Annotated in this window: 24 protein-coding genes, 1 rRNA gene and 1 other RNA gene; 22 read left to right on the top strand and 4 right to left on the bottom strand. The window is 52.4% G+C overall.

Annotation, left to right across the window (positions count from 1 at the left end):
• The first annotated feature begins 147 nt into the window (after positions 1 to 147).
• Positions 148 to 654 carry a YwhD family protein gene (locus R70331_RS00515; protein WP_042171939.1) on the top strand — a complete coding sequence of 169 codons (507 nt, stop codon included), beginning with the start codon at positions 148 to 150 and terminating at the stop codon, positions 652 to 654.
• A 103-nt stretch (positions 655 to 757) separates the two neighbouring features.
• Here R70331_RS00515 and R70331_RS00520 read toward each other — a convergent pair whose 3' ends face one another.
• From R70331_RS00520 to R70331_RS00530, 3 genes are all read right to left on the bottom strand, one after another.
• Positions 758 to 1,225, bottom strand: a complete 468-nt coding sequence (locus tag R70331_RS00520) for an AbrB/MazE/SpoVT family DNA-binding domain-containing protein (protein WP_042171941.1) — start codon at positions 1,223 to 1,225, stop codon at positions 758 to 760.
• Between the two features lie 228 nt (positions 1,226 to 1,453).
• Entirely contained in the window at positions 1,454 to 2,122 is a 669-nt protein-coding gene (locus tag R70331_RS00525; RefSeq protein WP_042171942.1) for a DNA-3-methyladenine glycosylase, read from the bottom strand.
• 85 nt (positions 2,123 to 2,207) lie between these two features.
• Complete coding sequence (locus R70331_RS00530) at positions 2,208 to 4,271, bottom strand: transglycosylase domain-containing protein (protein WP_042171944.1); 2,064 nt, start codon at positions 4,269 to 4,271, stop codon at positions 2,208 to 2,210.
• A 236-nt stretch (positions 4,272 to 4,507) separates the two neighbouring features.
• On the opposite strand from R70331_RS00530, the gene R70331_RS00535 reads away from it, so the two are divergent.
• The 6 genes from R70331_RS00535 to argS all read left to right on the top strand — a co-directional run bounded on the left by R70331_RS00535 (position 4,508) and on the right by argS (position 10,413).
• The gene (locus tag R70331_RS00535; protein WP_156131055.1) at positions 4,508 to 5,665 is read left to right on the top strand and encodes a beta propeller repeat protein; all 1,158 of its coding nucleotides are present in this window, start codon (positions 4,508 to 4,510) and stop codon (positions 5,663 to 5,665) included.
• 211 nt (positions 5,666 to 5,876) lie between these two features.
• Positions 5,877 to 6,734 carry a carbon-nitrogen hydrolase family protein gene (locus tag R70331_RS00540; protein ID WP_042171945.1) on the top strand — a complete coding sequence of 286 codons (858 nt, stop codon included), beginning with the start codon at positions 5,877 to 5,879 and terminating at the stop codon, positions 6,732 to 6,734.
• Between the two features lie 15 nt (positions 6,735 to 6,749).
• Entirely contained in the window at positions 6,750 to 7,418 is a 669-nt protein-coding gene (locus R70331_RS00545) for a GNAT family N-acetyltransferase (RefSeq protein ID WP_042171946.1), read from the top strand.
• Positions 7,419 to 7,470: 52 nt separating this feature from the next.
• The gene (locus R70331_RS00550) at positions 7,471 to 8,142 is read left to right on the top strand and encodes a hypothetical protein (RefSeq protein ID WP_042171947.1); all 672 of its coding nucleotides are present in this window, start codon (positions 7,471 to 7,473) and stop codon (positions 8,140 to 8,142) included.
• 145 nt (positions 8,143 to 8,287) lie between these two features.
• Entirely contained in the window at positions 8,288 to 8,731 is a 444-nt protein-coding gene (locus R70331_RS00555; RefSeq protein WP_042171949.1) for a YwiB family protein, read from the top strand.
• On the top strand, positions 8,728 to 10,413 hold the full coding sequence (argS, locus tag R70331_RS00560; RefSeq protein WP_042171951.1) for an arginine--tRNA ligase: 1,686 nt from the start codon (positions 8,728 to 8,730) through the stop codon (positions 10,411 to 10,413). Before R70331_RS00555 ends, argS begins: the two co-directional genes overlap by 4 nt.
• A 121-nt stretch (positions 10,414 to 10,534) precedes the next feature.
• Here argS and R70331_RS00565 read toward each other — a convergent pair whose 3' ends face one another.
• Positions 10,535 to 11,710 (bottom strand): S8 family peptidase, encoded by a 1,176-nt coding sequence (locus R70331_RS00565; protein WP_042171953.1) that lies wholly within the window; start codon positions 11,708 to 11,710, stop codon positions 10,535 to 10,537.
• A gap of 358 nt (positions 11,711 to 12,068) precedes the next feature.
• Between R70331_RS00565 and rpoE the strand changes: the two genes are divergently transcribed.
• The 15 genes from rpoE (at position 12,069) to R70331_RS00635 (ending at position 26,745) form a co-directional block, all read left to right on the top strand.
• The gene (gene rpoE, locus R70331_RS00570) at positions 12,069 to 12,626 is read left to right on the top strand and encodes a DNA-directed RNA polymerase subunit delta (protein ID WP_042171955.1); all 558 of its coding nucleotides are present in this window, start codon (positions 12,069 to 12,071) and stop codon (positions 12,624 to 12,626) included.
• A gap of 293 nt (positions 12,627 to 12,919) precedes the next feature.
• On the top strand, positions 12,920 to 14,527 hold the full coding sequence (locus tag R70331_RS00575) for a CTP synthase (RefSeq protein ID WP_042171957.1): 1,608 nt from the start codon (positions 12,920 to 12,922) through the stop codon (positions 14,525 to 14,527).
• A 279-nt stretch (positions 14,528 to 14,806) separates the two neighbouring features.
• On the top strand, positions 14,807 to 15,181 hold the full coding sequence (locus R70331_RS00580; protein WP_042171959.1) for a response regulator: 375 nt from the start codon (positions 14,807 to 14,809) through the stop codon (positions 15,179 to 15,181).
• 220 nt (positions 15,182 to 15,401) lie between these two features.
• Positions 15,402 to 16,256 carry a class II fructose-1,6-bisphosphate aldolase gene (gene fba / locus R70331_RS00585; RefSeq protein ID WP_042171962.1) on the top strand — a complete coding sequence of 285 codons (855 nt, stop codon included), beginning with the start codon at positions 15,402 to 15,404 and terminating at the stop codon, positions 16,254 to 16,256.
• A gap of 187 nt (positions 16,257 to 16,443) precedes the next feature.
• Positions 16,444 to 17,697: a UDP-N-acetylglucosamine 1-carboxyvinyltransferase gene (locus tag R70331_RS00590; RefSeq protein ID WP_042171965.1), complete on the top strand. Its 1,254-nt coding sequence runs from the start codon at positions 16,444 to 16,446 to the stop codon at positions 17,695 to 17,697.
• A 135-nt stretch (positions 17,698 to 17,832) separates the two neighbouring features.
• Positions 17,833 to 19,191 carry a transcription termination factor Rho gene (rho, locus tag R70331_RS00595; protein ID WP_042171967.1) on the top strand — a complete coding sequence of 453 codons (1,359 nt, stop codon included), beginning with the start codon at positions 17,833 to 17,835 and terminating at the stop codon, positions 19,189 to 19,191.
• A gap of 25 nt (positions 19,192 to 19,216) precedes the next feature.
• Positions 19,217 to 20,494 carry a radical SAM family protein gene (locus R70331_RS00600; RefSeq protein ID WP_042171969.1) on the top strand — a complete coding sequence of 426 codons (1,278 nt, stop codon included), beginning with the start codon at positions 19,217 to 19,219 and terminating at the stop codon, positions 20,492 to 20,494.
• A 114-nt stretch (positions 20,495 to 20,608) separates the two neighbouring features.
• Positions 20,609 to 20,806 carry a 50S ribosomal protein L31 gene (gene rpmE, locus R70331_RS00605; protein ID WP_042171971.1) on the top strand — a complete coding sequence of 66 codons (198 nt, stop codon included), beginning with the start codon at positions 20,609 to 20,611 and terminating at the stop codon, positions 20,804 to 20,806.
• A 124-nt stretch (positions 20,807 to 20,930) separates the two neighbouring features.
• Positions 20,931 to 21,199: signal recognition particle sRNA large type (ffs, locus tag R70331_RS30880), an RNA gene on the top strand.
• 135 nt (positions 21,200 to 21,334) lie between these two features.
• Complete coding sequence (dnaX, locus tag R70331_RS00610) at positions 21,335 to 23,107, top strand: DNA polymerase III subunit gamma/tau (protein WP_042171973.1); 1,773 nt, start codon at positions 21,335 to 21,337, stop codon at positions 23,105 to 23,107.
• 48 nt (positions 23,108 to 23,155) lie between these two features.
• Positions 23,156 to 23,467, top strand: coding sequence for a YbaB/EbfC family nucleoid-associated protein (locus R70331_RS00615; protein ID WP_042171975.1), 312 nt, complete (start codon positions 23,156 to 23,158; stop codon positions 23,465 to 23,467).
• 36 nt (positions 23,468 to 23,503) lie between these two features.
• Entirely contained in the window at positions 23,504 to 24,100 is a 597-nt protein-coding gene (gene recR, locus R70331_RS00620; RefSeq protein WP_042171976.1) for a recombination mediator RecR, read from the top strand.
• Between the two features lie 233 nt (positions 24,101 to 24,333).
• The gene (locus R70331_RS00625; protein WP_052418861.1) at positions 24,334 to 24,591 is read left to right on the top strand and encodes a hypothetical protein; all 258 of its coding nucleotides are present in this window, start codon (positions 24,334 to 24,336) and stop codon (positions 24,589 to 24,591) included.
• A gap of 39 nt (positions 24,592 to 24,630) precedes the next feature.
• Positions 24,631 to 24,894, top strand: a complete 264-nt coding sequence (locus R70331_RS00630) for a pro-sigmaK processing inhibitor BofA family protein (protein ID WP_042171978.1) — start codon at positions 24,631 to 24,633, stop codon at positions 24,892 to 24,894.
• 303 nt (positions 24,895 to 25,197) lie between these two features.
• Positions 25,198 to 26,745 (top strand): 16S ribosomal RNA (locus tag R70331_RS00635).
• The last annotated feature ends 74 nt before the right edge of the window (positions 26,746 to 26,819 follow it).

Genomic DNA, 26,819 nt, shown 5'->3' on the forward strand with positions numbered 1-26,819 from the left:
TCCCGTGACAAGCATCTACGGGATGTATATGTTTGCAATCGCTGCATTATTAGCTAAAATTAAATTATTGTAGAACGTGAACTTGATAATGTCCGTTTAAGCATTCTCAAGTTCATCTTGTATAGCAAAAGGGAAGGATGTGCACTTGTGGATAACGTACAACCGGAGGGCAAAAAGCAGATTGCCTTGAATATTGTCAACGCAAAAAGCAAGCATAAAGGCTTTGGAGCCGGCTCCATTGATCTTAACAATGTATCGCCGGTCATTATCGACGGCGGTGAAGCCGTTATCGACATTGGTGCCATGCATGCCAAAAGCAAGGTGGAAAAGGGCATTAAATTCTCGATGAACCGTGATGAGGTACCGGACGGAAGACAGGTCTGGGTAGTCTGGGTTGCCGTTGACCGTACACCTGAGGGACAGCTTTACGGCGGTATTACCGCCTGTGAAATGTGGATTGACTCCGAGGCGCGGCGGGGCTGGAAAATTCTTGCCGATCATGTGAACAAGCTGGATGCTGCCCTAAAGCGCAAGATTATTCTGGAGGGCCTGGGAGCGGCAGAGAAGGCTGCGCTGAAATCGCTGCTGATCTCGCACAATGCCGACTGGTGGGCAGCTACTTCCGATGAGCTGAAGGATGCTTTGGGAGAATAGCAGCGAAAGGTGACAACGGACAAAAGGGCTTGAACCTTCAGAGGAAGAAGGTTCAAGCCCTTATTATATTTCATGAGGGGTCATGGATGTCTGGCAGGTACTTCTATTTCCCGGACGAGCTAAGCTTGCGCTTGAGCTGGCTTACTCTGGCCTGGCTGATGCCAAGCACTTCAGCGAGCTCCTTCTGGTTGGCATAAGGGTGTTCGGCTATTGCCTTCTCCAGACGCTGGCTCATCTCCTCGGTCTTGGTCCGGCGGCTGCCGGCCGGTTCTGCACTGTCCTCCGCGGGATTCTGCAAAGACTCGGCCGCCTCCGGAATGCGTCCCGGGTCGCCCAGCTCCTTGAGGCATGTGTTGCAGATGAACTGATCTTTATAGTAGGTCACGTGGTCCAGGCTCCGGCAAAATGTGCATTCAGTTGAGGTGTATTTCCGGAGTACAATAATCTCATCATTCAAAATGAAAAATTCGATCGGGTCCCCGATGTCGATGTTGCGGGTCATGCGGATTTCTACGGGAACCACAATTCTGCCAAGACTGTCTAAACTCCGGATCATGCCTGTATCCTTCATCTCATGTCCCTCATTTACATCTTCATATTTTTTTGCGGATATATTCGATTATAGCAGTAATTGTAAGTTTAGAGAACGGGGAAGCGCATTCATTTATATGTATATTCTCAGATAATTACATAAGGGAAGCCGCCTGCTCCGGTTATCCGGAGCAGGCGGCTTATTAGGGTTCTATTCTTTTTACCCAAAATACCGGCAGCGAAACAATCAAAGAATGACACCGGAAGTTCAGCTCCATATAAAGGGCTGCTCCAGCTTGTCTTTGACTGAGACATACGGGTTATTCCGCAGGTAAAAACGCCAGGGCAGCGGGGCATACTCCTCAGCGTAGGGAATATTGATACGCGGGGACTGGACGATATCAAGGGATTCAGGTTCTTCACCCTGCTCCAGCCTCAGCGGGCTGCCCGCACTATCAAGCCTGAGCCCGTTCAGGCGCTTATCGATCTGCATCGCCCGGCACAGCTTGCCCGGCCCGCCCGAGAGTCCGCGGGGCGTGCTCCCGGCAGTACCGCGGTAACTGCGCATGAAGCCGGCATCGGCAGCGGTCAGAGGCTCAACAGCCCGTATCAGTACAGCATGCGGATCACCTTCCCCGGCAGTAACAATATTTAGGCAATGATACATACCGTATATCAGATAAATGTAGATCGTTCCGCCTTCGCGAAACATTACATCGGTCCTTGCGGTCCGGCGTCCGCCGAAAGCGTGGCTGCCCTTGTCCTCCGCGCCCCCGTAGCTTTCCGTTTCCACAATGCGGCAGCGGATCTCCCCATCCTCAGTGCTCCGGACCAGATGCCGGCCCAGGAGGAGCGGCGCTGCCTGCAGAGCCGGAAGGCTGTAAAGCTCAGACCCGATCAGCCGTTTATTTACGGGTTTGTTCTCGTTATGGTTCATTTCCGCCCGGCACCTTTCCCGGCAAGCGCGGCCTGCCGCTTATGGGCTCATCGTACCCCAGGGCTGTGCTCGCTGCAACTGCAGCCTAGTTCAGCCACCAGCGCTTGATATCACTCCATAAGGAATGCTCTTCCTTGGCCGGATCAGCAGGTGACTCTTCAACCGGTGCAGTTTCCCCGCCGGTGCTGTGCTCATCACAATATTCTGTCGGCTCTGTACCGCTGATAAAGGTCTCCAGCTCCTTCTCCGGGCAGGCGGCTGTAGCCAGCTTGCCTGACTCCGGATTAATGTAGACACTCACGACTCCGTCAGGAATCGGGAAAATCTTCGGCGGCACATTGGACAGGGCTTTCTCTGTAAACTCTGCAAAAATCGGCGCCGCCCGCCTTCCGTCAGCTGTGGCAATATCGCGGCCCTTATCATACCCGACCCAGACTGCGGTAGACAGCTCCGGCGTAAAGCCGACCATCCAGCCGTCGGTGTCTGTGGTTCCGGTCTTGCCCGCTACAGGGCGCTTGATAATGGAGGCTACACGGTTACCGGTGCCTCCGCTCTCAAAGACACCTTCCATCAGCCGGGTCAGCACATAGGCGGCCGCAGGCTCGACAACCTGCTCCCCTGAAGTCTGCGCGGCTTCGTAGACCAGATTTCCCTTAGAATCGGTAATCTTCAGAATGGCCGTAACCGGCTGTCTGATGCCGCTGCCGCCGATTACGGCGAAGGCGGAGGCCATCTCAAGCGGACTGACCGGTGACGTGCCGAGTGCAAGGGAAGGAACGCTTTGCAGCGGACTGCCGATACCCAGCTTAGCTGCCATATCTGCGACCTGGTCTGCACCGATTGTCATAATTGTATTTACGGCGTAGATATTGTCGGAAGCAGCAATGGCCTGGCGCATATTAATTTCGCCAAGATACTTGTCGCCGAAGTTTTTAGGCTGGTATGTTTTGCGGTTATTGTCGTAATGGAACAGGGTCGGCTGGCTGTTGAAGACGGACAGGCCGGTCATTGCTTTAGTAGACAGGGCGGTCAGGTACATGATCGGCTTAAAGGATGAACCGGGCTGGCGTGTGGTTGCAAGAGCATGATTGAACTGATTGCCCCGGTAATTCTTGCCCCCGACCATTGCTTTGATATAACCGGTGCGCGGGTCAATTGAGACGAGCGCCGTTTCCAGCTCACTGGCGGAATCCATTCCCTTATCCACTGCCTCCTCGGCTGCCCGCTGCATATCGGGATCAAGCGTGGTGTATACATCCAGTCCGCCCAGCTCCAGCTCATCGCTGCTGATTCCCAGTTTATCGGTGACAAGCCCCCGCACATAATCACGGAAGTAAGGGGCTAGCACAACAGTGTTCTTCTCGCCCTGCGGCTTGAAGCTGAGCACCGTTCTGGCAGCCTCCTCTGCCTGTGCTGCTGTAATATCACCCACCTGGACCATTGAGGATAAAATAATTCCCTGCCGTTTCTTGGCATTATCCAGATTAGTGTACGGAGAATAATACGTCGGGCCTTTGGGAATGCCGGCCAGAAGTGCACTTTCCGCAAGGCTCAGGTCTGCCGCCGCTTTGCCGAAATACATGCGTGAGGCAGCCTCGATCCCGTAGGCACCGTGGCCGTAATATATCTCATTTAAATACATGTTTAAAATCTCGTCTTTACTGTATTTCATCTCAAGCTGCATCGTGTAAAGGGCTTCCTTGGCCTTACGTGTCCAGGTTTTTTCATGGGTAAGGTACAGATTGCGGGCGAGCTGCTGTGTAAGTGTGCTGGCCCCCTGGGAGCGTTCACCCGTCTCCAGATTGGCCAGCACAGCCCGTGCCATACCCTTTAGATCAAATCCGGTGTGCTCAAAAAATTTGCGGTCCTCTACGGCCAAAGTAGCCTTAATCAGCTCGGGGGCGATTTTATCCAGCGTAACCGGAGTGCGGCTGCGTCCATCCGTTGTAAAGGTGGCCAGCACATTGCCTCTGGCATCCAGCAGCCGTGAGCGGATATCATCACCGACCGGCGGAAGCGGTTTGTTATACAGGTAGCCAAGCAGTGCTCCGGCAGCGAGCACCAGCAGTATAGTCAGGGCGGCCAGCAGCCGGGCCAGCCGGCGGAGCCGGTGTTTTTTGACTTTCGGTTTAGATAAATCGCGCGGCATGGCTTTGGGCTCCTTGTCCTCGGGGATATGAAACATCCGGCCTGGCATTCCAGAAAAGCTTCGGCCGGTTAATTTCATTATGGGATAGGAAGATGGCAGATATTCAGGCCGGGAGCAGAGAGATAACCAAATTGTCTTCTTTTTGTGACCTTCCGGGGGTAGATAGAACTGCGTCCGGAGAGTATAACAGAGTAGTGTTTATACGAAAGGGTATATATATCACAGGAGGTGTCATCGTGAATTGGACTAAAAAAGTACATTTAAAAGCATTAACGCTTCTCTCGGCCGGACTGCTCACAGTCTCGTCCTGGGGTATGGCTGCTCCGGCGGCACAGGCGGCAGCGCCTGCCGCCGGAGACCACGGACTGCTGCAGCAGCTGCAGGCCAAGCACCTGGCTGCTGAAGATACGCCGCTCAGCTTCAATGATCTGGCGTTTCTCAGCGCAGATACAGGACGGGCAGCAGGTAAAGGCTTTATGATCGGCACATCGGACGGCGGCGGCCATTTCCAGAAAATATATGAAGGCCAATGGAATTTCCGGCAGATCTCCTTCCCGGACAATGTGCATGGATGGGCGTTAGCATCGGTTCAGGAGCAGAACGGGGTCTACCTTATCGGTACTGCTGACGGCGGCTCAACCTGGACAAGAATTTCAGAGTCGCAGGTCGGCTTTGAACGGATCACCTTTACTGACAGCAAGCACGGATTTGGCTATGTCCGGGCATTTACGTATTATACGGAGGACGGGGGACGGAGCTGGAGCCAGATCAAGACTCCGCCGAACACACGCGGAGCTGAGTTTACCAGCCGCAATAACGGCTGGGCAGTAGTAGTGGCACCGGGCGAAGGCTACCGGGTTATGAAAACTACGGATGGCGGAGCGAGCTGGAAGCTGGCACTTAAATCGGCACTTGCTTACCCGGAGTACGGACAGGTATATGCCAAGGGTGACCAGGTATATGCACTTCTGTACGGAGGCTCAGGCATGTCCCAGACCTCCTATTCCCTGTATGCCAGCGGAGATCAGGGAAAGAGCTGGACGCGGGTAATCGCCCAGGAAACAGCAGGCGGCGGACCGGCACCGGGCAGCGGGCCGGCGCTGGTGAAGAAAGGCCCGGCATCCGGCAGACCGGGCAATATGCAGCTGGCCGGCAGCGCAGCCTATCTGGTTGGCTACTCGCCTGCAGGTGAGCAGGTGGCTGTAGGCCGGACAGTGAACGCGGGCAAGCAATGGAGTAACCTTGCGGCAATTGCCGGATACGAGGCAAGGATCTCCTTTCCTGGCAGTCAAGCCGGCTGGATGGCAGTCCGGGGGGCCAACACCTCTTCCCTTTATGCCACTAGCGACGGCGGCATGACCTGGACAGAGAAGTTTACCTTTAAAGGAAAATAAAAGAGCTCCCGGAATGATTACAGAGCAGGCTGACAAGTAAAATATAAGGCTGCCTTTCCGCAAGATTTTGCCGATCTTCCGGAAAGGGGCCTTTTTACGTTTCCCCGCCGAGTGTGATTTTGGCTGCCAGTATGATAAAATTTGATTTACTTTAACAGGACGGTGCCGCGTATTCGCGGAGCCTGTGGACAATTGCTAGGAGGAATGCAGAGTGGCCTTTCGCGTATCCGCGGTTCAGTATCATTTGCATACGATTACTTCATTTGAGGAGTTCGCCGCCCGGTGTGAGCATTATATTAAGACCGCTGAGGAATTCAGCACCGACTTTATCCTGTTTCCGGAGTTCCTTACAACTCAGCTGATGTCCATCGGGGACGGACAGGGAAATGCCTTGGGCATTGAAGACCTGCCGCAGTTTACGGAGCAGTACCGGGAGATGTTCTCCGGCTATGCCAGAAAGTATAATGTGCATATCATCGGAGGCACCCATGTGCTGCGGCGGGAAGGCAAGCTGTATAATGTGGCGCATCTCTTTTATCCTGACGGCAGGATCGCTGAGCAGGCCAAGCTTCATATCACCCCGGCTGAGGTAGAGGGCTGGAATATGGGGGCGGGCGAGGGTCTAGAAGTATTTCAGACTGACAAAGGCACCATCGCTATGCTGACCTGCTATGATATTGAGTTTCCGGAAATTGTGCGGATGGCCCGAGCCAAGGGGGCTGATGTGATTTTTTGTCCTTCCTGCACGGATGACCGCCACGGGTTCCACCGGGTACGCTATACCAGCCATGCGCGTGCAATTGAAAATCAGATTTACGTTGTGCTGACAGGAACCGTCGGGTCGCTGCCGACTGTTGATCTCATGCGTGCGAACTTTGGGCAGGCTGCTGTGATCACGCCTAATGATGTTCCTTTTCCGCCAAAAGGGCTGCTGGCCGAAGGTGAGATTAACGATGATATGATCATAACCGCCGATCTGGATCTGGAGCTGCTGTACCGGGTGCGAGAGCGCGGGTCAGTGACTACCTGGCGCGACCGGAGAACGGACCTCTATACAGACTGGACATAAAGGAGTCAGGCAAAGATGTATAATAAAAGCTTTTTTGCTTTTGACGGTAAAACGCCCGTTCCCGCGGTGATCCGGAATTACACAGCGGCTGATTTCGGCGAGCTGATTACGATACAATCGGAAGCTTTTCCGCCCCCTTATCCCGCGGAGCTTCTATGGAACCGGGAACAGCTGCGTAATCATGTAGAGCGATTCCCGGAGGGGGCGCTTTGTGCGGAAGTGAACGGGGAGCTGGCGGGTTCGGTCACGAGCCTCAAAATTCATTTTAATGAAGAATCGGCGCATAACGGTCATACCTGGTCCGAAGTAACAGCGGACGGATATCTCACTACGCATCAGCCTGACGGCAATACACTGTACATTGCGGATCTCTGCGTACGCCCCAAATTCCGTAAGCTGGGCCTGGGCAAGGAGCTGGTGCAGTCTCTGTATCATGTGGTTGTGGAGCAGAAGCTGGAACGGCTGCTGGGTGCGGGAAGAATGCCGGGTTATCATAAAGAGGTTTCCCGCCTGTCGGCGCAGGCGTACCTTGCTGAGGTTATCGGCGGGCAGCTGGCTGATCCGGTCATAACGTTCCTGCTGCGCTGCGGACGGTCGCCGCTTGGTGTGACAGCGGACTACCTGGAGGACGAGGAGTCCTGCAATTACGCCGCACTGATGGAGTGGCGGAATCCCTTTTTATAGAAAAGACTGGCTAAAGGCAGAACCCAATCAGAGTACCGGAGGAGATTCTACTATGGAATATGTAAGAATTACGAGCCTTTCTGATCCGTTGTTCAGACAAGTACATAATCTGCTGAGTGAGGTATTCCCGCCTGAAGAGGTGCTGGAATACAGCCTGTGGAAGGAGCCGCTGGAGGATCCGGGAATCCGTGTATGCGCAGCTGTCCATGAGGGTAACGTTGTCGGGACTACTGAATACCGGTACTATCCGGACTGGAATGTGGCGATGACCGACTTCACCGTAATCGGACGTGAAGGTCTGGGAATCGGACGTTTTCTGGCTCAGAGCCGGCTGAAGGATCTGAAGAAGCTTGCAGCAGATAACGGTAAAGAGCTATATGGCATGTTTGCTGAAATATACGACCCGTACCGGGTTGAAGCGTTCGGATTTGGCGGCGTCAAGCCGATGGACCCGTTTGTCCGCCGTGAGGTGTTGTCCCATCTCGGCTATGAACGGCTTGATTTCCCTTATGTCCACCCGTCCTGGCAGGGTGACGGTGAAGCAGTAACCGGGCTGGACCTCTGCTTCATGCCCGGACAGGAAGGGCAGGAGACGGTAGAGGCAGCGCTGGTGGCTGACTTCCTGACCTGCTACTATACGGTGCTCGAAGATAAGCCGGCTGCCTGGCATGCCATGGTAGAGCAGCTGCGCTCCACAGATAAGGTGCGGCTGCTGCCGTTGTAACGAATTAAATAGATTGAACCTGAATACCATTCAAAGGGAAAAATAAAAGTTCAATTGTATTGCTCACCCGAACTGGATATAGTGTACAATGGGTAAGCGAATATGCCTTGAATCTATGAATTGAACGATAAGCGAGGAACAGAGAATGTCTGAATTACAGTCCGGCAAATACGGTGTTACTGTAACTCTGGAAAGCCGGCAGGACGGGCAGAAGAATGTAATTACGGCTGCCGGAGAAGCTGTCTCCAAAGGGGAGCAGCTGTTTATCCGTTATGAAGAAACGGAGCAGGGGCCTCAGGGAGAGGCCGTATCCGTCCGTACGATGATAAAGATTACAGGCCGCGAACTGAAGCTGATCCGGCACGGGAGTATCGAGTCTGAGCAGTCCTTTGAGACAGGGAAGCAGTTACCCGGCTTCTACCGCTCCCCGTACGCCCAGTTTAATCTCTCTACCGCAACACGGAAGCTGGATATTACACGTAATGGACGTTCGCTGGAGGCCGCGTGGGAGTATGACTTGTACGTCTACGGGGAGTTATCAGGACAGTTCGCTATCAGTTTGTATATACAGGAGGAACCACAATCATGACACAAAGTTCAAATCCGCTGCAGCTTGCCAATGAGCGGGTCAAAGAAGCGGTAGCAGGTGCTATTCTGGCTGCCGGTCTCGTAACGCAGGAAGAGCTTCCGGCCATTGCGCTGGAGGTGCCGAAGGACAAGGCTCACGGAGATCTGGCTACCAATGCCGCTATGCAGCTTACCAAGATCGCCAAGCGCAACCCGCGCCAGATTGCGGAAGCTATTATTGAGCATCTGGACACCGCTTCCGCCTCTATCGAAAAAGCGGAAATCGCCGGCCCGGGCTTCATCAACTTCACGCTCTCCAAGAGCTACCTGTACCCGGTCATCGGTCTTGTCACAGAGCAAGGCGATAATTACGGCCGGATTGAGACAGGCAAAGGCAAAAAGGTAGAAATGGAGTTTGTCAGCGCCAATCCTACCGGCAGCCTGCATCTCGGACATGCCCGCGGCGCGGCTGTCGGCGATGCCCTCTGCAATGTACTGGATTTTGCCGGTTACCAGGTGACCCGGGAATACTACATTAATGATGCCGGTAATCAGGTAAACAACCTGTGCAAATCGATCGAGGCCCGTTATCTGCAGGAGCTCGGCCAGCCGGCGGAAATGCCGGAGGACGGCTACCACGGTGAGGACATCAAGGGATTCGCCAAGGATCTTGTCGCTGAGAAGGGTGACACCCTGCTGGAGCTGAGTCCGGGAGACCGTGCGGCATTCTTCCGTACCTACGGGCTTACGAAGGAGCTGGACAAGATCAAACGCGACCTTGAACGCTTCCGCGTAAATTTCGACATCTGGTACAGCGAGACCTCGCTGTACGAGAACGGGCAGGTGCTGCGCTCGCTGGATGAGCTGCGCGACCGCGGCGAAGTGTACGAGCAGGACGGGGCTACCTGGCTGAATACGACCAAATACGGCGACGACAAGGACCGCGTACTGATTAAGAACGACGGCACCTACACCTACCTGACGCCGGATATCGCTTATCACAACGATAAGTATGAGCGCGGCTACGATACTATGATCAACATCTGGGGTGCTGACCATCACGGCTACATCCCGCGGATGAAGGCTGCGATGTCTGCACTCGGCAACGACCCTGAGAAGCTGGTCGTGCTGATTGCACAGATGGTCAGCCTGTTCCAGAACGGCGAAAAGGTCAAAATGTCCAAGCGTACCGGCAAAGCCGTTACGATGGAGGACCTGATGGAAGAAGTGGGACTCGACGCGATCCGCTACTTCTTCACCATGCGCAGCATGGATTCCCACCTTGATTTCGACATGGATCTGGCGATTTCCACATCCAATGAGAATCCTGTCTATTATGTGCAGTATGCGCATGCGCGGATCTGCAGCATTTTCCGCCAGGCTGAGGAGCAGGGTATTACCGTGCCTGCCATTGATCAGATTGACTTCAGCAAGCTGACAGCTGTTCATGAATATGATTTGCTGCGCAAAATCGGCGAGCTGCCTGCTGAAATTGCCATTGCTTCCGAAGGCTATGCACCGCACCGCCTGATCCGCTACGTATACGATCTGGCGGCACAGTTCCATAGCTATTACAAGGCTGAGCGCGTCATCACTGACGACGCTGCCCAGACCGTGGCCCGCCTCGCCCTGCTGGGCGCGGCCCGCACCACCATCGCCAACGTCCTGCGTCTCGTTGGCGTAACGGCACCTGAGCGGATGTAACACCCGCTCAGCACACCAAGCACCGCCTCCCCGTGCCCCGGGGAGGCGGTGCTTTTTGGTGCCGCCGGCGCTGCGCCCGGCGGCCTTCCCCGCCGCAGTGCGCGGCGGGGCCCTTACGGGCCTACGCCTTCGCGGCAGCGGCGGCGGCCCGTTTGGCTCTTGCGCCTGCGCGCAGCAGGCGCAGGGCATCGGCTGCGCCGCCGCCGAGGGCGGCGCGGCGCTGGCCCTTGCGCAGCCGCACCGGCATGGCCGTGCGGCGCAGGAGCTGCTTCAGCTCGCGCGGCGTCAGCGCCGGACGCAGCGCGAGCAGCAGGGCCGCGGCACCGGTGACATGCGAGGTCGCCATGGAGGTGCCGCTCATTTCCTTGTAGCCCTCCCGCAGCCAGCAGGAGGGCACACCCTCGCCGGGCCCGTATACGTCGATATACGGGCCGCGGTTGCTGAAGGCCGCGACGCGGTGCCTCCGGTCAAGGGCGCCGACGGCAATCGTCTCGGGATAACGGGCCGGGTAATCCCCGCCCCGCTTGCCGTCGTTGCCGGAGGAGGCGATGATGGCGATCCCGGCCCGGTAGGCCTTGATCACCACATCATGCAGCGCCTTGCTCCGGGTCTTCATGCCGAAGCTCATATTGATGATATCGATCTTATTCTGCACGCACCAGTCGATGCCGAGCACAATATCGGATACATAGGCGGAGCCGTTATGGTCGAAAGCCTTAACCGGGTAGAGCAGCGCCCGCGGCGCAACGCCCATCATGCCGCGCGTGCCTCCGGCGGCGGCCAGCGTGCCGGCAATGTGTGTGCCGTGCCCGTTGTCATCCAGCGGCAGCATGCCGCGGTGGAGCAGGTTAACGCCGGAGGCGAGGGAATGCTTCAGGTCAGGGTGGCGGTAATCGACCCCGGTGTCAATAACACCGATTTTCACATGGACACCGGTGGATTTGGACCAGGCCTGAGGGGCATGAATCGCCTTCACGCCCCAGGGCATCATCGCGGTGCCTGTTTTTTCCCCCGCCAGAGAGTGAACCTGGATTCTGAAATCTTCTTCTATGCTTAAGGAGGCGGCGAATTTGTCCATCAGCTTCTCCGCTCCTGCAGCGGGTACAAAAAACGCCTTAATCAGGCTTGAGACCTGCACCTGCCGCAGCCCCGGGCGCTTGGTCTTCAGGGATTTCCACTGCGACAGGGCCCCGGCATACTGACGGTGGTCATTGAAGGTCACAATGCGCCGCTCCGCATTTTTGGGGGCAGCTGATATCTCTTCAAGCAGCAACTGCCAAAATCCGTAATAATCCATAGGTTACGCCGTCCCCTCCTCGCTGCCGTGCTGCCATATTGTATGAGGGAAGGCGGGTGTCCGAATGGGAACTTGCCCTTTTTTAGCGAAATAGGCTGCCCATCGTGTCAAAAAGCGGAGCTTCACATAAACTAAACAGAAGAGATCTTAAGCTCTCTTTGCAACATCCCGTAAGGAGCCGATCCTTGGCGCGGATACAGTCATGTGCGGAGGAATTTCCTCCGCCTTTTTAACGACCGCCTGCATTTTACATATTATCCCTGATAATTTCGGCCTTCCTGCCGCATTTGACTTGCATTTTGTACTCAAATAGGTTTTACTTAGTTTTGTTAATATGCGTGAGAGGAAGTGTCCCTTAGTGAGTACGCCACTCAATTTAAAGCTGGACCCTGAGAAATTAAAAGAAATGCCGATGGTCGACCTGGCCTTCCTGGTGCTTAAAGCGGCCAATACGCCTTATTATTACCGTGACCTTATGGTCGAAGTGGCCAAGCTGCGCGGTATGACCGAAGAACAAACCAACGATACGATTGCCCAGTTATATACCGAGATCAATATCGACGGGCGTTTTGCCTGTGTCGGAACCAACCTGTGGGGATTGAAGCGCTGGTATCCGCTTGAGCGCTCCGATGATCCAGTCGGCAACTCCAAACGTCCGCGTATCATCAACGATGAAGACGATGATCTGGAAGATGACGACTTTGCTGAAGAGGAAGATAACTACGCTGCCGAGGAAGAGGATTTCGATGCGATCGACGAAGACCGCGACGACCTCTATTCCGACGACGACAGCGAAGAGGAAGTTGACGAAGATGTTGTCATTGATGATGATGACATTGACGAAGACGAGGATGAAGAGGATTCTGAAGACGGTGATAATGAGGACGCTGACGGTGACGGGGAAGACGGTTATTAATATCGTAAGAACGCTTAATTCCTCCCTTGACATGGGTGGGATCGTCAGAGTAAACTATTGCATGGGCTTCTAATGAAAGTTAATATGTTTTCTAAAATAAAAAGTGCCCCGGCTCTACGGGTGTCACTTTTTTTATTTTTTTAGATGGTTTTTCCGTGGTTTTTAGTGATTATCGCCTTTCATTTTAGGCGGCGGAAGTAACTTTAGTTTCCCCCGTTTTGATGATGGAAAAAAGGGTTACGATAAACAAAGCGTCGCCTGAATTTCTGGACTTTATTTAGGAGGGTTTTACAGTGACAAAGTATATTTTTGTAACGGGTGGCGTAGTGTCTTCCCTGGGCAAAGGCATCACTGCCGCTTCGCTGGGCAGGCTGCTCAAAAACAGAGGTCTAAAGGTGACAATCCAGAAATTCGATCCTTACATTAACGTAGACCCGGGAACAATGAGCCCTTATCAGCACGGGGAAGTATTCGTTACCGATGATGGAGCAGAGACAGACCTTGATCTTGGACACTACGAACGGTTTATCGACATTAATCTGTCCAAGAACAGCAATGTGACTACAGGCAAAATCTATTCCTCGGTTATCAGCAAGGAGCGGCGCGGTGAGTACTTGGGCGGAACCGTACAGGTTATCCCTCATATCACGAACGAAATCAAAGAGCGCGTATTCCGTGCGGGACGTGAGACGGGTTCTGATGTAGTTATTACTGAAATCGGCGGTACTGTGGGTGATATCGAGAGTCTGCCGTTCATGGAAGCGATCCGTCAGATTAAGAGCGATATCGGCCGTGAGAACGTAATGTACATTCACGTAACCCTGATTCCTTATATCAAGGCTGCCGGTGAAGTGAAAACCAAGCCGACACAGCACAGTGTAAAAGAGCTGCGCAGCATCGGGATTCAGCCGAATGTGATCGTATGCCGCACAGAGTATCCTTTGACCGATGACATGAAGGCCAAGCTTGCCCTGTTCTGTGATATTGATGCTAATGCTGTTGTGGAATGCCGTGATGCTTCTACATTGTACGAGGTTCCGCTGAACCTGCGCGATGAAGGCCTGGATGAGATTGTAGTCAATCACCTTAAGCTGACTACACCGGCGCCGGATATGCGTGAATGGGAGAGCATGCTGAGCCGCATCCAGCAGCTGGAGCGTACGGTTGAAATTGCGATTGTCGGCAAATATGTAGCTCTGCATGACGCCTACCTGAGTGTAGTGGAGTCGCTCTCCCATGCCGGATTTGCGGCTAATGCAGAGGTTAAGATCCGCTGGGTTGATGCTGAGCTGATTACGGATGAGAATGTGGACGGGCTGCTTGGCGGCATCGGCGGCATCCTTGTTCCGGGCGGCTTCGGAGACCGGGGAATTGAAGGTAAAATCTCCGCAATCCGTTATGCCCGTGAGCAGTCTATTCCGTTCTTCGGCATTTGCCTGGGTATGCAGGTATCGGTAATCGAGTATGGCCGTTCCATCCTTGGACTGGCCGGAGCGAACAGCTCGGAGATTGATCCGGCTACACCGCATGCTCTGATCGACCTGCTGCCTGAACAGAAGGATATCGAGGACATGGGCGGAACGATGCGTCTGGGCCTGTATCCTTGCAAGCTTTTACCGGATTCCCTGGCAATGTCCTGCTATGAGGATGAGCTGGTGTATGAGCGTCACCGTCACCGGTATGAATTTAACAATGCTTACCGCGATGAGATTGAAAAAGCAGGCTTAGTTATCTCCGGAACCTCACCGGATGGGCGTCTGGTGGAAATTGTTGAGCTTCCGGGACATCCTTGGTTCCTGGCAGTACAGTTCCATCCGGAATTCATTTCCCGTCCGAACCGTCCGCAGCCGCTGTTCCGTGAGTTTGTCAAGGCTTCCCTGACACATTCCGAGCAGATGTAATTCTAATCCAAAGCATATGTATACCGGTCTGTACAAGCCGGCTGAAGGCCTCCGCAAGGAGGCTTTCTTTTGGATATAGGAGCATAAATGCTCTGTACGCCGACACTAAAAGTCCACCATTAAATGGAATGTTTTTACCCTTTTTATCCAATTAGCAGGATTTTGGCTGTAAATCACGAATAATAGGTTTCGTATAGACTGAGTACCGAATCATAACGGGCCGTTAGCTGTGAGAGGGCACGGCATAGACAATCTGCCTTAAATCTGGGAGGGTATGATATGGAAAAGAGAAAAGTGTTAATCGTCGATGATCAGAACGGAATCCGGATTCTCCTGATGGAAGTGTTTAATAGTGAAGGGTATGCCACCTATCAGGCTGCTAATGGAAAAACGGCGCTGGAAATTGTACAGAAGGAGTCACCGGATCTGGTTCTGCTTGATATGAAAATTCCGGGAATGGACGGGCTGGAAATCCTTAAACACCTGAAGGAGCTAAATCCGGCTATTAAGGTCATTATGATGACGGCATACGGGGAACTGGACATGATCAAGGAAGCAACTAAATTGGGCGCACTGATGCATTTTACCAAGCCGTTTGATATTGATGAAATGCGGGTGGCGGTGAATACGCACCTTCAGGGGCAGGCCGGTTAAAGTCCGGGGCTATTTCCCGTATTAATGGTTTGGTGTAGGTCTTTTATGGATATCCTAAATAGGATCAGCCAGCCTTTTTTAAGGGTTGGCTAAATATCGTCCCACCGGGACATTTTTTTGTGTGCCCTATTTAGTATTTGACACAGGATGTGCTATAATAAGCCTGTATGTGATGTGGGCTTATATATAGGCAACCAACATTCTTAGGAGGATTGAAACCATGCCATTAGTATCTATGACTGACATGTTGAACAAAGCACTTGAAGGAAAATATGCAGTAGGCCAGTTCAACATTAACAACCTGGAGTGGACTCAAGCGATTCTTGGCGCAGCTGAAGAAGAAAAGTCCCCGGTAATCCTTGGTGTTTCTGAAGGCGCAGCGCGTCACATGGGCGGATTCTTCACTGTAGTGAAGATGGTTGAAGGACTTGTTCACGACATGAAGATCACTGTTCCTGTTGCTATTCACCTGGACCACGGCTCCAGCTTTGACAAATGTAAAGAAGCTATTGATGCCGGATTTACTTCCGTAATGATCGACGGTTCACACCATCCGATCGCTGAAAATATCGAAATGACCAAAAAAGTTGTTGAGTATGCACATGCTAAAGGCGTTTCCGTTGAAGCTGAAGTTGGTACTGTAGGCGGACAGGAAGATGACGTTATCGGCGGTATCCAATATGCAGACCTTAACGAATGTGTTGAACTGGTTAATGCAACCGGAGTAGACACTCTGGCTCCTGCACTTGGTTCTGTACACGGTCCTTACCTTGGCGAGCCTAACCTCGGATTCAAAGAAATGGAAGAAATCCGCGATGCTGTTAAGCTTCCGCTCGTTCTTCACGGCGGTACCGGTATTCCTTTGCACGACATCCAGAAGTCCATCTCCCTTGGAACTTCCAAAATCAACGTAAACACTGAGAACCAGATCGCATTTGCTAAAGTGGTTCGTGAAGTGCTTGCAGCTAAACCGGATGCTTACGATCCGCGTACTTTCATTGCACCGGGCCGTACTGCAATCAAAGAAACGGTTATTGGCAAAATCCGCGAATTCGGCTCCAACAACAAAGCCTAAGCTAGTATCGCCTGAGGCGGACGAGCTATTTATCTTTGCAGAATATATAATATGGATATCCTTTTTATTGAAACGTGTGCCGTCCTTATTCCAAGGGCGGCGCAGCCGTTTCTGCTTCACACTACTAAGCCACAGCAGATATTGCCTGGGCAAGCTGCAATACACGTAGGGGGAAACAGATAATTCTATGGAAAAATTAATGATTGGCGGTGGACGTCCGCTAAAGGGCGTTGTGACCATCAGCGGTGCAAAGAATAGCGCCATCGCGCTTATTCCTGCAGCTATTTTAGCTGAATCTGAAGTTGTTCTGGATAATTTGCCGTCCCTTAGTGATGTAGCCGTTTACTCCGAAATTTTGGAAGAGCTTGGCGCAACTGTCTCCTGGACAGGCAGCCAGATGAGAATCGACCCCTCCCGTATCGTATCCATTCCCATGCCTAACGGACCAGTCAAAAAACTTCGCGCCTCTTACTATATGATGGGTGCACTGCTTGGAAGGTTTAAAGAAGCGACTATAGGTCTGCCCGGAGGGTGTAATTTTGAGCCCCGTCCGATTGATCAGCATATTAAGGGATTCGAAGCGCTTGGGGCAACTGTGACCAATGATCACGGTTCCATTCATTTGTATGCCAAGGAACTGCGCGGTGCAAAAATTTACTTAGACGTATCCAGCGTCGGCGCGACTATTAACATCATGCTGGCGGCTTCACGGGCCAAAGGCTCTACAATTATCGAAAATGCGGCTAAAGAGCCTGAGATTATAGATGTTGCTACCCTGTTAAACTCCATGGGCGCTGTTATTAAAGGCGCCGGTACTGAAACCATCCGGATCGAAGGCGTCACTGAGATGCATGGCTGCCGCCATTCCATCATTCCTGACCGGATTCAAGCTGGAACATATATGATTGCTGCGGCGGCAACGCGCGGCAATGTGTTAATAGATAATGTTATTCCTAAGCATCTTGAGGCATTAACAGCCAAGCTGCTGGAGATGGGTGTCGATATTGAGGAGCTTGACGAGAGCATCCGGGTTATCGGCAGATCCAGATATGAGCATGTCGATGTAAAAGCGCTGATCTATCCCGGCTTTGCAACCGATCTGCAGTCTCCGATGACAAGCATGCTGACCCAGGCTGAAGGTGTAAGTGTACTGAGTGATTTTGTCTACAGCAACCGGTTCAAGCATGTTCCGGAACTGGTGCGCATGGGCGCCAAAATCCGTGTCGAAGGACGCTCGGCAATTATTGAGGGCGGCAGGCTTAATGCAGCCAAGGTAAAAGCAGCTGATTTGCGTGCAGGAGCAGCGCTTGTTATTGCAGGATTGACTGTAGGAGATGGGATTACAGAGGTGACAGGTGTAGAGTATATCGACCGGGGTTACGACAACCTGGTGACTAATATGCGTGATCTCGGCGCAGAAATCTGGCGCGAGGAAGACTAAGGGGAAGGGATTATCCGGTCCTGGAAGACGCTTTTTTGTATATGCTCTGCATATCTCCTTCCAGATTGGGTAATCCTATCCTAATGAGCAATTTACTAGATTTATATTTTATAAAATTGAATAGGTGGTTATTACATGGATCTTCAAATTTCCGATCTGGAAGAAATGAAGCTGACCGAGCTTTACAAGCTGGCCAAGAAATACCAGATTCCGTACTACGGACAGCTGAAGAAACGGGAGCTGATCTTTGCCATCCTCCGGGCACAGGCGGAGCAGAGCGGGCTCATGTTTATGGAAGGCGTGCTGGAAATTTTGCCGGAAGGCTATGGGTTCCTGAGGCCGATTAACTATTTGCCCAGTCCGGAAGATATTTATATTTCAGCCTCACAAATCCGCAAGTTTGATCTGAGAAGCGGCGACCTTGTATCAGGCAAATGCCGTACGCCGAAAGAAAATGAACGGTACTTCGGTCTGCTGCAAGTCAATGCCGTCAACGGCGAGAATCCTGCCAGTGCAGCGGAACGCTTGCATTTCCCGGCGCTAACACCTCTTTATCCGCAAGATAAGCTGCCGCTTGAAACATCCCCTACTCATCTGTCTACCCGTATAATGGATTTACTTGCTCCTGTAGGCCTGGGGCAGCGCGGATTAATTGTAGCACCTCCCAAAGCAGGGAAAACGCTCCTCCTGAAAGAAATTGCCAACAGCATCTCCACTAACAATCCCGAGATTGAACTGTTTGTACTGCTGATTGATGAACGCCCCGAGGAAGTAACGGATATGCAGCGCTCCGTAAAGGGCGAGGTGGTTGCTTCAACCTTTGATGAGCTTCCTGAGAACCACATCAAGGTTGCAGAGCTTGTACTGCAGCGTGCACTCCGTCTTGTTGAGCATAAAAAAGACGTTGTTATTCTGATGGACAGCATAACGCGGCTCGCACGTGCATATAACCTTGTTGTTCCGCCATCCGGACGTACACTTAGCGGAGGGATTGACCCTGCGGCGTTCCACCGTCCAAAGCGTTTCTTTGGTTCTGCGCGGAATGTGGAGGAAGGCGGAAGTCTTACAATACTCGCTACAGCACTGATTGATACCGGGTCACGGATGGACGATATTATTTACGAAGAATTTAAAGGTACAGGCAATATGGAGCTCCACCTGGACCGCAAGCTGGCAGAACGGCGTATTTTCCCGGCGATCGACATCCGCCGCTCGGGAACGCGCCGCGAGGAAGTACTGCTGAGCAAGGAAGAGCTCGATACCATTTGGGCTATCCGCAAAAATATGAACGAATCCTATGATTTTGTAGAAGGCTTCCTCAAAAAGCTGCGTGACAGCAAGACTAACGCTGAATTCCTGGCCTCATTCGATGTATCCGGCAGTAAAGATTCCTCATCGCCAAACGGTACGGCCAGCAATGGAGGAACCTCTAACAGCGGTGCATCCGCGCGCAGGACCTCACGTCCCAAGACACCTTCTGTCCCTACAACCTGAGAATAGAGAATAAGAGGAGATTAACATGTATCTGGTATATGCCGATGAACAAGGAAATGTATATGATCATCCTGAGCTGTATGGTCTGGCCCGCAGCGGGGATATGATCGTTGAGATGCTGGAAGAGGAGCTTATTCCGCTTCCGGAAGGGGCAACCCTGGTCGGGCTTCCGTGCACCCGTGCGGTAGGCATGAATCCCGAAACAGGTGAAATGCTGCCGCTGCCGGAGGGCTCCCAGGCTGTCGGGGCCCTGCTGCCGCAGGGGTTTACAAGGCTGTGCCTTCCCGGTTATGTCAAGACGGACAAGTCGTATAAGCTTCCGCTCTTCGGCTACTCCGCTGTAGTATGGAAAGACGGCAGCTTCTATGTTGCCGCTGATCCGACGGATGATCCGGAGCAGTGGAATCCCCTTAATTGTGACAGGGGAGAGGTAGAGGTAGGAGTAGGCCATTTAAAGGCCAAGTACCCGGAGAACCGCTTATATGACCATCTGTCTAACTGTGCATTGGGATATGAGTGTCTTACTTCATCTAATACTTTCCTTGGCCGCTGGGAAGGGGCTGTCCCTGTTTCTTATTCCTGTAATGCCGGCTGCTTCGGCTGTATTTCAGAGCAGCCTGATGATAGCGGGTTCGTCTCCCCGCAGACCCGGATGAATTTCCGGCCTACGGTAAGCGAGATCTCCCAGGTTATGCTGGAGCACCTGAAGACACCGCAGTCTATTGTCAGCTTTGGCCAGGGCTGTGAGGGCGAGCCTTCCACCCAGGCTAAGCTAATTATTGAAGCGATCCGGGAAGTGCGGGCGGTTACTGATCTGGGATATATCAATATTAATACAAACGCCGGACTGAGCGATCATATCCGGGGAATCGTGGATGCAGGACTTGATCTTATGCGGGTCAGCACCATTAGTGCGCTGGATGATCATTATAATGCCTACTATAAGCCGCGCGGATATACACTTGCCAACGTGGAGAAATCATTGAAGTATGCGTCCTCCCAGGGAGTCTATACATCAATCAATTACCTGATCTTCCCCGGAGTTACAGACCGGGAGGAAGAGATCGAAGCGATGGTTGAATTCTGCCGGCGCACTGATCTGAAGCTGATCCAGATGCGTAATCTTAATATAGACCCTGAGAGCTATCTGGGGCTGATCCCTCCTGCCAGGGGGGAGATTCTTGGCATGAAGACGATGCTGGATATTTTCCGTGAAGAGCTTCCGGATGTAGTGATCGGTTCGTATACGCACATTCCTCCATCTGAGCTGACCCGGGTGAAGGAACGCCGGGTGCATCTCTAGAAGCGACGCGGAATTTAAAAATATTGCAGTGTCCGATATTTCGTGCTAGAATGTCGTTGTGCGTTTAATAACTCTGGGTCCGCATGAGGCCTAGGGCAAGAGAGGTGAAATGAAATGCAAGAAGCCATTCAACCAAAGTACCACATCACTACTGTGACCTGCGCTTGCGGCAACACTTTCGAAGCTGGTTCTGTTAAGCAGGAACTGCGCGTCGAAATTTGTTCAAGCTGCCATCCGTTCTTCACTGGCAAGCAGAAGTTCCTGGATGCTGGTGGTCGTGTCGATAAATTCAAGAAGAAATACGGTATCTAATTACCAGTGCCGCGCTGCGGCTTAGCATTGGAGGACTCCCCGGATGGATTATCCGGGGAGTTTTTATTTGCGGTTTTGGAGCAGAGGTTGATTTTTGGCAGAGCGTGAGCTATACTTAACTTCGCCGTGCTAGACGGGGAGGTAGCGGTGCCCTGTAACTCGCAATCCGCTGTAGCGAGGTTGAATTCCTGTTAGAGGTGCTGTCGATGTGAGGCCTTGGTTCCTATGGGCTGTGTTGACGGTTGGGTCCTCCGCAATGAGTGCTTGTGAACCTGGTCAGGTCCGGAAGGAAGCAGCCATAAGCAAGTTTACTCTTGTGCCGGAGGGTGGCCTAGCCCGAGCAGTTTCGTAGGGTTGCCGCTTGGATCGCAGTCATCAATAACAGGTGCACGGTTTAATAACATCCAGTAACAGCATCTTTGCCACAAGCGAAGATGCTTTTTGTTTTTGGTCAAATTCCCTGGAATATAGTATAATAAATTAGCGATAAATGCCGGAAAGCGGCAGTCTAAGAGAGGGTAATGCATAGTGGAACATATCGCGCTGTACCGTGCTTGGCGGCCGCAGTCATTCCAGGACATGGTAGGACAGCAGCACATTATCCAGACGCTGCAGAATGCAATCCGTGAACAGCGGGTTTCTCATGCCTACCTGTTCAGCGGACCGCGCGGAACAGGTAAGACGAGTGCAGCTAAAGTGCTCGCCAAAGCGGTCAATTGCGAGCGCGGCCCGGGTCCGGAGCCGTGCAATGAATGTCCTTCCTGTCTAAGAATTACTGCAGGTAATATAATGGACGTGCAGGAGATTGACGCGGCGTCCAACCGCGGGGTCGAAGAAATACGCGACCTCCGGGATAAAGTGAAATACGCACCTACCGAGGTGCGCCGTAAAGTGTATATTATTGATGAAGTGCATATGCTTACAACAGAAGCATTTAACGCGCTGCTGAAGACGCTGGAGGAGCCTCCCCCGCATGTAATGTTTATTCTGGCGACAACCGAGCCTCATAAATTGCCGGCAACTATTATATCCCGTTGCCAGCGCTTTGACTTCCGGCGGGTATCCCTTGAAGAGCAGAGCGGCCGTCTTGCTGAAATCTGCCTCAAAGAGGGCATTACGGCAGATGCTGATGCCCTGCAGTATATCGCAAGGCTCTCCGACGGCGGTATGCGTGATGCACTCAGTATACTGGATCAGATCTCTTCCTTTACTGACGGTCAAGTAACCTATCAGCAGGTGCTCGGTATGACAGGAGGAATTCCTTCCGAGCAGTTCGCAAGGCTTGCCACCGCCATTCTGGATGGGGATATGGGGCGGCTTTTGGAGCTGGTAGAGCAGCTGATGCAGGAAGGGAAGAGTGCAGATAAATGTCTCGAGAATCTGCTGTACTATTTCAGGGATCTTCTGATGATCAAGATGGTGCCAAATGCGGATAAGCTGACAGACCGAGTACTTAATCCGGCAGATTTCCGGGATATGGCCGCCGGCTTCTCGCGTGGACGGCTGTTTCAGATTGTCGAAACCTTAAACCGCTATCTTGGTGAAATGAAATATGCGACGCACCCCCAGACGTTGTTTGAAGTGGCTCTAATGAAGCTGTGCACAATGCAGCAGGAGGCTGAGCCGGCGGTAACGTCATCAACGCAAGCGGGGGTGACGCGTGAATCTTCAGCTGCCGGGCAGCCGGCGGCAGGTGAGCTCGACGCTCTGAAACGGCAGATTGCGTCTCTGGAGAAGAAGCTTGAGCAGGCTATTCAAGCGGGCGGCGTTTCTGGAGGAGGACGGGATCAGGCTGCCGGACAGCGCCAGACCCCTGCTGCAACTCCGGCACCGCGTGTCTCTTCAGGCTCCAAGCTGCCTCCGCAGCTTGATAAGTTTATTGCCAGCAAAGATAGCTCAGACTCTAATACTGTCTATAAGCAATGGAGTACCGTACTCCAGGCCGTGAAGGAAGAACGGGTGACTGTTCATGCCTGGTTTGTTGACGGCGAGCCGGTATCCGTTATGGATGATGCGGTACTGGTAGCGTTTAAAAATACCATCCACCGGGATACAACCGAAAAACCGGCAAACCGCCAGGTGATTGAGCAAGTGTTTGCTACGCGCCTGGGCAAGCCTTACCGGCTGGTGACTATGATGCTCCGCGACTGGACTGATGCTTCACAGAAATCAGCTGCCAAGCCGGGAACTGAGGAGCTGCGTCTGGAGCATGAACACGATGCTGCGGAAGTGAAGAGTGAACCATGGATTGACGAGGCCATCCAGCTGTTTGGGGAAGACCTTGTTGTCATAAAAGAGTAACCCTTAAGCCCATCAGCGCATAAGCGCATCCCAAAGGAGAGACGACTAATGAATAATATGAACCAAATGATGAAACAGGTTAAAAAAATGCAGGAGCAAATGCTCAAGGCTCAGGAAGAGCTGGGCAGCAAAACAATGGAAGGAACATCCGGCGGCGGCGTAGTTACTGTTCAGGTTAACGGTCACAAGAAGGTGCTGTCCATTCAGATCAAACCGGAAGCGGTAGATCCGGATGATGTTGAAATGCTGCAGGATCTCGTGATCACTGCGGTTAACGATGCGCTTACCAAAGCCGAAGAGCTGGCTAACAATGACATGGGCAAATTTACAGGCGGAATGAAGATCCCGGGACTGTTCTAAGCCCGCTACACTCTAGCCCAAAGGAGAATCATCGCTTTGTATTATCCAGAACCGCTAGCCAAGCTGATTGATGCGTTTACACGTTTGCCCGGTATCGGGCCGAAGACGGCAGCCCGGCTGGCCTTTCATGTGCTTCACATGAAAGAGGACGAAGTTATTGATTTTGCCAAGGCGCTGGTCAGCGTCAAACGAAATCTCCACTACTGCTCTATCTGCTGTAATATTACTGATACCGATCCGTGCCGGGTGTGCCAGGATAAGACCCGTGATGCTTCGGTAATCTGTGTAGTTCAGGAATCTAAGGACCTTGTGGCTATAGAGCGGACCAAGGAGTTTGACGGCTATTATCATGTCCTGCAGGGCGCGATCTCACCAATGGAGGGTATCGGTCCGGATGATATCCGCCTGAAAGAGCTCCTGACACGCTTAAGTGACGAAAGGGTCAAGGAGCTTATTATGGCTACTAACCCGAATATTGAAGGGGAAGCTACAGCTATGTATATTTCCCGGCTCGTCCGCCCGTTTGAAATTAAGATCACAAGAATAGCCCATGGCTTGCCTGTAGGCGGCGATTTGGAGTATGCGGATGAAGTAACCCTGTCCAAAGCGCTGGAAGGCCGACGCGAGCTGTGAGGCGTCTTCAAAAGGATTCGCTATAGTTGACTTTATAAGGGAAGCCCTCGGGCTTCTTTTTTTTGATTGATCATTGATTGCGCACGGGCCCCGTATTCTCCCTTATCCTTCAAGACATAGTTGCGGCCGCTTTTTGGTTCTAAGTTTGTCCTCCCGCTGATATGAATGAGAATATGCAGTGATGCGGATGTAGCGACTGCGAAGGATGGATACTTCATAAAGGGGGAGTAGTTATGCGCTGGTGGAGAAATGCCCGGCAGGAAGAAGGGGTAAAAAGCTTAAATCAATTAAACATGGATGAGGATTGGGGTGTGTTCCTGGAGGTGCGTAACGCGCAGGTGGAGTGGGAGAGAGCGCATCTGATGTTTGATGAGGCATTAGGCCAGGATCAGATTGATTATGCGATCTTCATTCTGGAGGCAGCTGAGCGGAAGTACCAGATACATCTTAAGCATGCAAAGAGTTTGGGTATTAACCGGAGCCGGATGTAGGGCCGGCAGTTATTTTTGTCTGAAAGGGGAAGAGGCGGAATGAGGAATGTTGCTTTGGCGGTTCTGATTGGTTCGGTGATCCTACTTGGCGTAATTGTGTTCCGTAAAAAGCTCGGCTTTGCCTGGCTGACTTTATTCGGAACTCACCTGGTATTAGCTGCACTTGGCATTTATATTGTTAATTTTTCAGGTTTGCTTACTGAAATTTATATCCCCCTGAATCCGGCGACAATAGGCGCAGTAACGGTTTTGGGTCTGCCGGGTGTACTGATGCTGCTCGGGTTGAAAATAACTTTGTTCTAAAAGGTTGACGGGGCCTAGGGATTTATGGTACATTAATTCTCGGCCCTTCGGACAAGATGTTAACCAACAACTTGTTACCGAGTAAAGCGAAAAAAGAAAATAAAAAAACGCTTGACTTAATCGAAGAGGTTATGATATATTATAAAGGTCGCTGCTGACAAAGACAACGACAAAGAAAAGCACTGAATTGGTCTTTGAAAACTGAACAACGAGTGAGTGGAAATCACCTCGGTGATTTCAAAAGTAGAGAATGCAAATTCTCGTCAGATGTTTCAAAATGAGCAATCGCTCTTTCTAAATACCAATTTGGAGAGTTTGATCCTGGCTCAGGACGAACGCTGGCGGCGTGCCTAATACATGCAAGTCGAGCGGAGCTTATCCTTCGGGGTAAGCTTAGCGGCGGACGGGTGAGTAACACGTAGGCAACCTGCCCCTTAACCTGGGATAACTACCGGAAACGGTAGCTAATACCGGATAATTTCTTTTTTCTCCTGAAGAGAGAATGAAAGGCGGAGCAATCTGTCATTAAGGGATGGGCCTGCGGCGCATTAGCTAGTTGGTGGGGTAACGGCTCACCAAGGCGACGATGCGTAGCCGACCTGAGAGGGTGAACGGCCACACTGGGACTGAGACACGGCCCAGACTCCTACGGGAGGCAGCAGTAGGGAATCTTCCGCAATGGGCGAAAGCCTGACGGAGCAACGCCGCGTGAGTGATGAAGGTTTTCGGATCGTAAAGCTCTGTTGCCAGGGAAGAACGTCCGGTAGAGTAACTGCTACCGGAGTGACGGTACCTGAGAAGAAAGCCCCGGCTAACTACGTGCCAGCAGCCGCGGTAATACGTAGGGGGCAAGCGTTGTCCGGAATTATTGGGCGTAAAGCGCGCGCAGGCGGCTATTTAAGTCTGGTGTTTAAACCTTGGGCTCAACCTAAGGTCGCACTGGAAACTGGGTGGCTTGAGTACAGAAGAGGAAAGTGGAATTCCACGTGTAGCGGTGAAATGCGTAGAGATGTGGAGGAACACCAGTGGCGAAGGCGACTTTCTGGGCTGTAACTGACGCTGAGGCGCGAAAGCGTGGGGAGCAAACAGGATTAGATACCCTGGTAGTCCACGCCGTAAACGATGAGTGCTAGGTGTTAGGGGTTTCGATACCCTTGGTGCCGAAGTTAACACAGTAAGCACTCCGCCTGGGGAGTACGGTCGCAAGACTGAAACTCAAAGGAATTGACGGGGACCCGCACAAGCAGTGGAGTATGTGGTTTAATTCGAAGCAACGCGAAGAACCTTACCAGGTCTTGACATCCCGGTGTAAGCATTAGAGATAGTGCCCCTCTTCGGAGCATCGGAGACAGGTGGTGCATGGTTGTCGTCAGCTCGTGTCGTGAGATGTTGGGTTAAGTCCCGCAACGAGCGCAACCCTTGACTTTAGTTGCCAGCAGGTTAAGCTGGGCACTCTAGAGTGACTGCCGGTGACAAACCGGAGGAAGGTGGGGATGACGTCAAATCATCATGCCCCTTATGACCTGGGCTACACACGTACTACAATGGCCAGTACAACGGGAAGCGAAGCCGCGAGGTGGAGCCAATCCCAGCAAAGCTGGTCTCAGTTCGGATTGCAGGCTGCAACTCGCCTGCATGAAGTCGGAATTGCTAGTAATCGCGGATCAGCATGCCGCGGTGAATACGTTCCCGGGTCTTGTACACACCGCCCGTCACACCACGAGAGTTTACAACACCCGAAGTCGGTGGGGTAACCCGCAAGGGAGCCAGCCGCCGAAGGTGGGGTAGATGATTGGGGTGAAGTCGTAACAAGGTAGCCGTATCGGAAGGTGCGGCTGGATCACCTCCTTTCTATGGAGAATCGTTCTCGGAAGTGGGAACATTCAAATCGGAAGTTTAACTTCCATTAGAACCTTCGGGTTCGA

Source organism: Paenibacillus sp. FSL R7-0331 (assembly GCF_000758645.1).
Taxonomy (GTDB): domain Bacteria; phylum Bacillota; class Bacilli; order Paenibacillales; family Paenibacillaceae; genus Paenibacillus_AQ; species Paenibacillus_AQ camerounensis.